This is a genomic window from Pseudomonas sp. Z8(2022) (genome assembly GCF_025837155.1).
Taxonomy (GTDB): Bacteria; Pseudomonadota; Gammaproteobacteria; order Pseudomonadales; family Pseudomonadaceae; genus Aquipseudomonas.
Genome location: NZ_CP107549.1, coordinates 4,015,832 through 4,023,991 on the forward strand (window position 1 = coordinate 4,015,832; position 8,160 = coordinate 4,023,991).

7 protein-coding genes are annotated in these 8,160 nt (G+C 63.5%); 4 read left to right on the forward strand and 3 right to left on the reverse strand.

Annotation, left to right across the window (positions count from 1 at the left end; all coding sequences use genetic code 11):
* Positions 1–146: 146 nt before the first annotated feature.
* Positions 147–2,042 carry a DEAD/DEAH box helicase gene (locus OEG79_RS19045; RefSeq protein ID WP_264146505.1) on the forward strand — a complete coding sequence of 632 codons (1,896 nt, stop codon included), beginning with the start codon at positions 147–149 and terminating at the stop codon, positions 2,040–2,042.
* Between the two features lie 247 nt (positions 2,043–2,289).
* Here OEG79_RS19045 and OEG79_RS19050 read toward each other — a convergent pair whose 3' ends face one another.
* On the reverse strand, positions 2,290–2,865 hold the full coding sequence (locus OEG79_RS19050; protein WP_264146506.1) for a YceI family protein: 576 nt from the start codon (positions 2,863–2,865) through the stop codon (positions 2,290–2,292).
* 59 nt (positions 2,866–2,924) lie between these two features.
* Positions 2,925–3,470: a cytochrome b gene (locus OEG79_RS19055; RefSeq protein ID WP_264146507.1), complete on the reverse strand. Its 546-nt coding sequence runs from the start codon at positions 3,468–3,470 to the stop codon at positions 2,925–2,927.
* A gap of 257 nt (positions 3,471–3,727) precedes the next feature.
* Here OEG79_RS19055 and OEG79_RS19060 point away from each other — a divergent pair, with 257 nt between their 5' ends.
* The 3 genes from OEG79_RS19060 (at position 3,728) to OEG79_RS19070 (ending at position 7,606) form a co-directional block, all read left to right on the forward strand.
* A complete protein-coding gene (locus OEG79_RS19060) occupies positions 3,728–5,134 on the forward strand; it encodes an adenosylmethionine--8-amino-7-oxononanoate transaminase (RefSeq protein WP_264146508.1) in 1,407 nt (468 codons plus the stop codon).
* A gap of 58 nt (positions 5,135–5,192) precedes the next feature.
* On the forward strand, positions 5,193–5,912 hold the full coding sequence (locus OEG79_RS19065; RefSeq protein ID WP_264146509.1) for a 16S rRNA (uracil(1498)-N(3))-methyltransferase: 720 nt from the start codon (positions 5,193–5,195) through the stop codon (positions 5,910–5,912).
* 212 nt (positions 5,913–6,124) lie between these two features.
* The gene (locus OEG79_RS19070; protein WP_264146510.1) at positions 6,125–7,606 is read left to right on the forward strand and encodes an alanine/glycine:cation symporter family protein; all 1,482 of its coding nucleotides are present in this window, start codon (positions 6,125–6,127) and stop codon (positions 7,604–7,606) included.
* Positions 7,607–7,684: 78 nt separating this feature from the next.
* Here the strand turns inward: OEG79_RS19070 and OEG79_RS19075 are convergent, their stop codons facing one another.
* Positions 7,685–8,155: a chemotaxis protein CheW gene (locus OEG79_RS19075; RefSeq protein WP_264146511.1), complete on the reverse strand. Its 471-nt coding sequence runs from the start codon at positions 8,153–8,155 to the stop codon at positions 7,685–7,687.
* Positions 8,156–8,160 lie beyond the last annotated feature (5 nt).

Here is an 8,160-nt window from a genome sequence, read left to right on the forward strand (position 1 = left end):
TTATACTCGGCTCTTCCCGCCAGGCTTGCGCCCGGATGTTGGCGCTCAGAAGCCAGCAGTACCGGTCGGGATCATGCCCCCCAAGCGTGATTCAAGCCAGGCTCTACACCCCCAGGGCCACGCCCTCAATTAGTACAGGATTGCTCATGTCCTTTGCCTCCCTCGGTCTCTCCGAGGCTTTAGTCCGTGCGGTCGAATCCGCCGGCTACACCCAACCCACTCCGGTGCAACAGCGGGCCATCCCCGCCGTGTTGCAAGGTCGCGACCTGATGGTGGCGGCCCAGACGGGTACAGGTAAGACGGGCGGTTTCGCCCTGCCGATCCTCGAGCGTCTGTTCCCAGGCGGTCATCCGGATCGCGAGCAACGTCACGGCCCGAAACAACCGCGCGTGCTGGTGCTGACCCCCACTCGCGAACTGGCCGCACAGGTGCATGACAGCTTCAAGGTCTATGCCCGCGACTTGAAATTCGTCAGCGCCTGCATCTTTGGCGGCGTCGGCATGAACCCCCAGGTTCAGGCTCTGGCCAAGGGCGTCGACGTCCTCGTCGCCTGCCCGGGCCGCCTGCTCGACCTGGCTGGCCAGGGCAGCGTCGATCTCTCCCACGTGGAGATTCTGGTGCTGGACGAAGCCGACCGCATGCTCGACATGGGCTTCATCCATGACGTGAAGAAGGTGCTGGCCCGCCTGCCAGCGCAGCGTCAGAACCTGCTGTTCTCGGCGACCTTCTCCAAGGACATCACCGACCTGGCCGGCAAGCTTCTGCACAACCCCGAGCGCATCGAGGTCACGCCACCGAACACCACGGTCGAGCGTATCGAACAACGCGTATTCCGCCTCGCGGCCAGCCACAAGCGCGCCCTGCTCGCCCACCTGATCACTCAGGGTGCCTGGGAGCAGGTGCTGGTGTTCACCCGCACCAAGCACGGCGCCAACCGCCTCGCCGAGTACCTCGACAAGCACGCTCTGCCGGCTGCCGCGATCCACGGCAACAAGAGCCAGAACGCCCGCACCAAGGCCCTGGCCGACTTCAAGGCAAACAAGGTACGCATCCTCGTCGCCACCGATATCGCCGCCCGCGGCCTGGACATCGACCAGCTGCCCCACGTGGTCAACTTCGAGCTGCCCAATGTCGAGGAAGATTACGTTCACCGGATCGGCCGTACCGGTCGCGCCGGCCGTAGCGGCGAAGCCATTTCGCTGGTTGCCCCGGATGAAGAGAAGCTGCTGAAAAGCATCGAGCGCATGACCAAGCAGAAGATCCCTGACGGCGATCTGATGGGCTTCGATGCCAGCGCCGTGGAAGCTGAGCGCCCGGAAGTGCGTGAACCACGCCAGCCGCGCAATGCCGGCCAGAAGAAGCAGAGGGCCGAAGGCGGCGACAAACCCAAGGGTGAGCGCCACGGCAGCGGTCGCAAGGACAAGGACAAGGGCAAGGACAGCGGCAAGGAGCACAAGGCCAGACCGCAAGGTCAGGGCCGTCGTGGCCAGGCACAACGCAACGGAGGCCATGCCCAGCCGGTAGCCGCCATTCCCGCGCTGCCACCGGACCGCGATCCAGAAGAGTTCCTCGACGACGAGATCGACAACTTCGGCAACCGTGTCGACTACGTCAGCCCGATCCAGAACAAGCCTCAGGGCCGCGGCCGTCGCCCCGGTGGTGCTCCAGCCAATGGCGCAGCGCAGGGTCAGCCGCGTCAGAATGGCAAGGGACCGCGCAACAACAACGGCGGCGGCAATGGCGCGGGCAAGAACCGTCGCCAGGGCAGCGGCCAGGCCGCTCAAGGTGGTCAGGGCCGTAACGGCGGCAATCGTGGTCGCGGTCGTCCTGCCCATGATGGTCGCGTCACTTCGCTCGACCGTGACGAGCTGCCGCGTGCCGAGGCGGCCGTGCGCAACCCGCGCGAGAAGCAGCCGATCATCATGCACAAGGGCTCTCGCCTGGATCGCTTCCCCACTGCCGAGCAACTCGACGAGCTGAGCAACAGCACGCGCCCGCGCGGCGAGAAGCCGGCCCTGCTCACGCGCAACCGCGACGAGTAAGGCGCAGGGCACAGGAAACGCCGCTGGGCTCCGGCGGTTATCCTGCCGCGCCAGCGCACTAAAACAAGAACGCCGCCCTTAGGGGCGGCGTTCTCGTTTAGAGGAAGAGGCTAGTGGAGAACCAGCCTCTCCTGCCCTTCGGGCACCCCCGGCTTTAGCTCCTGCGTCGCCCTACCACCTGCATCCTTGCAGTCGTCTCCCATTAAACGGGAGAGGGTCATCGGCTGGCCGCTGGCGGCCGTTTTTCTTACTGGCGAATACCTTCGACCGAGATGATCAGCTCGACGGTTTCCGAGGCCGGACCGAGGTTCATCTTGATGTCGAAATCCTTCAGGGTCAGGGTGGTGGTACCTTCGAAACCGGCACGGTAGCCGCCCCACGGGTCCTTGCCCTCGCCGATGAACTTGGCGGCGATGACCACCGGTTTGGTCACACCGTTGAGGGTCAGATTGCCGGTGATATCGGCGGTGCCTTCGCCAGTGGACTTGACCGAAGTGGACTCGAAGGTCGCGGTATCGTGTTTGCTGGCGTTGAGGAAATCGGCGCTGCGAATGTGCTTGTCACGCTCGGCATGGTTGGTGTCGACGCTGGCGGTCTTCAGAGTCACGCTGACCTTGCTCGCCTCGGGGTTGGCGGCGTCGAAGCTGAATTTGCCGTCGAAGTCCTTGAAGGTGCCGTACAGCCAGCTGTAGCCCAGGTGGCTGATCTTGAAGTTGACGAAGGCGTGCTGGCCTTGCTTGTCGATGACGTAGTCGGCCGCCATGGCCTGGCCACCGATCAGAGCGGAGCCCAGAACCAGTGCAGCGAGGGCTTTCTTCAACATGGGGTGTTCTCCTTGCGAGGTTGTCGATCTAGTTGGGCCTTGGCCCGGTTATGGATGCTTCAGCGCCCGAACATCCGCAGCAGGGTGCTGTCGCGGTCGATGAAATGGTGCTTTAGAGCTGCCAGCCCATGCAGGATGGCGAAGATCACCAGGCCCCAGGCCAGGTATTCGTGGATGGCCCCGGCGACATCTTCCTGCTGCGGGATGGCGGTCAGGGTCGCCGGCACGCTGAACAACCCGAATACCTCGATGCCACGGCCATCGGCGGTGGAAATCAGATAGCCGGAGATCATCACGCCGAACAGACTGAGATAGAGCACGCCGTGTCCCAGCCTGGAGGCCAGGCGAGTGAGCCGGCCGTGGCTGGCGAGAGCAGCCGGAGCGGGATTGATCAGGCGCCACAGCACACGCAGCAGCATGGCGGCGAACAGCAGAATACCGATGCTCTTGTGCAGGTCGGGCGCGCTCTGGCGCCACGGGTCGTAGTAGCTGAGCCCTACCATCCAGAAACCAAGGCCGAACAGAGCGAAGACGGCCAGGGCGACCAGCCAGTGCAGCAGCACACTGACCAGACCATAACGAGCAGAGGTGTTGCGCCATTGCATGGGGGCTTTCCTGATGCGGATTTCGAGCAAGACTAGCGTCAAATATATCGATTTAAAGCGGAAAATTTCGCTACGAAACATCGGGAAATGCGATATCTCATTCCGGTTATTTTTTGCCGACCCGTTTAGTCCTTAGCGCCGGCCAAGAAGTTCGTCGGCCGCAGCGCCGACGGTGCATTACAGCGGACCAATGGCATGCGCCCCGTCTCTGTGCCGGCTTCTGATAGGCTGTGCCGCCGAACACTGGGAGATTTTCCATGAGCCTGAACGACCACTGGATGCAACGCGACCTCGACGTGTTGTGGCACCCCTGCACCCAGATGAAGGATCACGAACGCCTGCCCCTGGTAGCGATTCGCAAGGCCACCGGTGTCTGGCTGGAAGACTTCGACGGTAAACGCTACCTGGATGCAGTCAGCTCCTGGTGGGTGAATGTCTTCGGCCACGCCAACCCGCGCATCAATGCGCGCATCCGCGAGCAGCTGGAAAGCCTGGAACACGTGATGCTCGCCGGCTTCACCCACCAGCCGGTGATCGAGCTGTCCGAACGCCTGGTACAGATCACCCCGGCCGGGCTGAACAAGGTGTTCTATGCAGACAACGGCTCCTCGGGCATCGAGGTGGCGCTGAAGATGAGCTTCCACTACTGGCTCAACAACGGCCAGGCCGACAAGAAGCGCTTCGTCACCCTGAGCAACAGCTACCACGGCGAAACCGTGGCGGCGATGTCGGTAGGCGACGTGTCGCTGTTCACCGACACCTACAAGGCACTGCTGCTCGACACCATCAAGGTGCCGAGCCCGGACTGCTACCTGCGCCCCGAGGGCGTGAGCTGGGAGGAGCATTCGCGCGCCATGTTCGCGCACATGGAGCAGACGCTGGCCGAGCACCACCACGAAGTCGCTGCGGTGATCGTCGAGCCACTGATTCAGGGCGCCGGCGGCATGCGCATGTACCACCCGATCTATCTGAAACTGCTGCGTGAAGCCTGCGACCGCTACGGCGTACACCTGATCCACGACGAGATCGCCGTCGGCTTTGGCCGCACCGGCACCATGTTCGCCTGCGAGCAGGCCGGCATCACCCCGGACTTCCTGGTGCTGTCCAAGGCCCTCACCGGCGGCTACCTGCCGATGGCCGCAGTGCTGACCACCAACGACGTCTATGGCGCCTTCTACGACGACTACGCCACCCTGCGCGCCTTCCTCCACTCGCACACCTACACCGGAAACCCGCTGGCCTGTGCCGCCGCGCTGGCAACCCTGGACATCTTCCGCGATGACGGCGTGATCGAGCGCAACAAGGCCCTGGCGGCACGTATGGCCAGCGCCACTGCGCACCTGGCCGATCACCCGCACGTCGCCGAAGTGCGCCAGACCGGCATGGCCCTGGCGGTCGAGATGGTGCAGGACAAGGCCGGCAAAACGCCCTACCCCTGGCAGGAGCGGCGCGGCCTGCGCGTCTACCAGCACGCGCTGGAGCGCGGCGCGCTGCTGCGTCCGCTGGGCAGCGTGGTGTACTTCCTGCCGCCGTATGTAATCACCCCCGAGGAGATCGATTTCCTCGCCGAGGTGGCCAGCGAAGGCATCGATATCGCCACCCGCGAATCGGTCAGCGTGGCGGTGGATAACAGCCACTATCCGGATCATCGCGATCCGGGCTGAGATGCACCTCGCAGCCCCTGCGGCTAGAATCCGCGCCTCTGTTCAAGGTTGGTAAGCCATGCGCCTGTCCCGCTTCTTCATCGATGCCCCACTCTCTCTCGGTCAGCATGAGCTGCCCGAGGCCCAGGCCCATTACATCGGCCGCGTACTGCGCCATGCGGTGGGCGATGCCGTGCAGCTGTTCGACGGCAGTGGCCGGGAATACCTGGGCGAGCTGATCGAGGTGGGCAAGAAAAGCGTGCGCGTCGAGCTGCGCGAATGCATCGCTGGTCTGGCGGAGTCGCCGCTGCGCATCCATCTGGGCCAGGGACTGTCACGCGGCGAGCGCATGGACTGGGCGATCCAGAAAGCCACCGAGCTTGGCGTAGCGGAGATCACACCGATTGTCTCGGCGCGCTGCGAAGTACGCCTGAAAGACGAACGCGCCGACAAGCGCATGGCCCACTGGCGCCAGGTGGCGATCAGCGCCTGCGAGCAATGTGGCCGTTCGGTGCTGCCGGTGATCCATGCGCCGCTGGAGCTGGACGCCTGGCTGCAACAGATCGAAGCCGACCTGAAGCTGGTTCTCCATCCCGTCGCCGAGCCCTGGGTCAGCCACACCCCGCCACGCTCTCTGGCCTTTCTGATCGGCCCGGAAGGCGGTTTGAGCGATGCAGAAGTCGATCAGGCCAGGGGAGCCGGCTTCGAATCCGCCCGCCTGGGCCCGCGCGTTTTACGCACTGAAACGGCCCCGGTGGTGGCCCTGAGTGTCGCTCAGCAGCTCTGGGGCGACCTCTAAACGTAAAAATGTCGCCTCGACGTAACAAAATGCGACATCAAGAGATTGCAACTGCGGCAGTCTTTGTCATGCTCTGCGCGCCGCACGCGCGACCGGCTCACCAGCTAACGCGCGCGGCTGAGGCTCGCGCCCCGCAGCGCTGACCTCTTCCAATAACAAATCAACGGGTTTCGGCCCCGCCCAAAAGGCGGCCGCATACCCAGGAGCATTGCATGAACGAACTGGTCTCGACCTTAAATGGTCTGGTCTGGAGCCCGGCGCTGATCTTTTTATGTCTCGGCGTTGGTCTCTACTTCTCTGTGCGCGGCCGCTTCCTCCAGGTTCGCCACTTCAAGGAAATGATTCGCCTGATGTTCATCGGTAAAACCGATGAACATGGCATCACCTCTTTCCAGGCTCTGACCATGACCCTCGCCGGTCGCGTCGGTACCGGCAACATCGCCGGTGTAGCCACCGCGATCACCTTCGGTGGTCCGGGCGCCGTATTCTGGATGTGGATGGTGGCCTTCCTCGGCGCCAGCTCGGCGTTCGTCGAATCCACACTCGGCCAGGTGTACAAGGAAAAGCTCAACGGTGAATACCGTGGTGGCCCGGCCTTCTATATCGAACGTGGCCTGGGGATGAAGTGGTACGCCATTTTGTTCGCCATCGTCACCGTGTTCGCCTGCGGCCTGCTGCTGCCGGGCGTACAGGCCAACTCCATCGCCTCCAGCGTACAGACCGCGATGGGCATCGACCCGAACACTACCGCCGCAGTTCTGGCCATCATGCTGGGCCTGATCATCTTCGGCGGCGTGAAGCGTATCGCTCGTTTCGCCGAGTTCGTCGTACCGTTCATGGCGCTGGGCTACATCATGGTGGCCTGCGTTATCGTCCTGCTGAACATTGATAAGCTGCCGGAAGTCATCTCGCTGATTGTGCGCAGTGCCTTCGGCCTGGACGCCGGCTTCGGCGCCATCCTCGGCTGGGCGATCATGTGGGGCGTCAAACGCGGCGTGTACTCCAACGAGGCCGGCCAAGGTACCGGCCCGCACGCCTCCTCGGCAGCTGCTGTGAGCCACCCGGTCAAACAGGGTTTGGTACAGGGCTTCTCGGTGTACATCGACACCCTGCTCGTCTGCTCCGCCACCGCCTTCATGCTGCTGATCACCGGTCAGTACAACGTCCAGGCGCCTGATGGCAGCGCCCTGTTCACTGGCGTCGCCGGCGTCGCTGCGGGTCCGGGATACGTGCAGACCGCAATGGAGAACATCATGCCCGGCTTCGGCAACATCTTCGTCGCCATGGCCCTGTTCTTCTTCGCCTTCACCACCATCGTGGCGTACTACTATATCGCCGAGACCAACATTGCCTACATCAACCGCAAGGTCAATCGTCCCTGGATGACCCTATTGCTGAAGGCCGGCATCATCGTGGCGACCGTCTACGGCACCGTGAAAACCGCGGACCTGGCCTGGGGCCTCGGTGACCTCGGCGTTGGCCTGATGGCCTGGCTGAACATTATCGCCATCCTGCTCATGCACAAGGTTGCCTACAAGTGCCTGAAGGACTACGAGCAACAACTGGACGAAGGCAAGGACCCGGTCTTCCACCCGGAGAAGCTCGGCATCACCAATGCCGACTACTGGAGCGGCCATACCTCCGAAGACAACCTGTCTGCAGAGAAGGCCCAAGCGCAGCAACCGCAGCGCTGATCAGCTCACCGCAGTAACGAAAAAGCCCCGGCACTGCCGGGGCTTTTTCATGGGCGCTCGGCTGAGCGCCTGGTCACTTCAGATCAGGCCGGCATCGGCGAGCAGTTGTTCCAGCGCCGCCAGATCCGGAATACGCACCACGTCGTCACCAACGCGCGCTGCGCCCAGCTCCAGCGGCGCCAGTTCGACGTCGGCCGCCGGCAGATCGCTGCCAACCTTCAGCGAACGTGGAATGCCCTGCACCAGCAGGGCGATGAACTTGACCTTGGGCCGGCCACCGAGGGCGTTGATCACCGCCACGCGGGCGCCGCTGGCGACCTGCGCCTGACCACCGCTGGCAGCCTCGAAGGAAAGCAGCGGCAAGCGCAAATCACGCCAGGCGATCTGGCCGAGAAACCACTCGGGCATGCTTTCGCTGACCTGCGGGGCGCGATAGGGAATCAGCTCCGCCACCGCCACGTTGGGCAGCAGCAGGGTGCGGTCGGCCAGAGGCACCAGCAAACCGGTAAGACCGGTGGTGCTGTTCTGGATGGCGACGGCTTGGCTCATTTGAA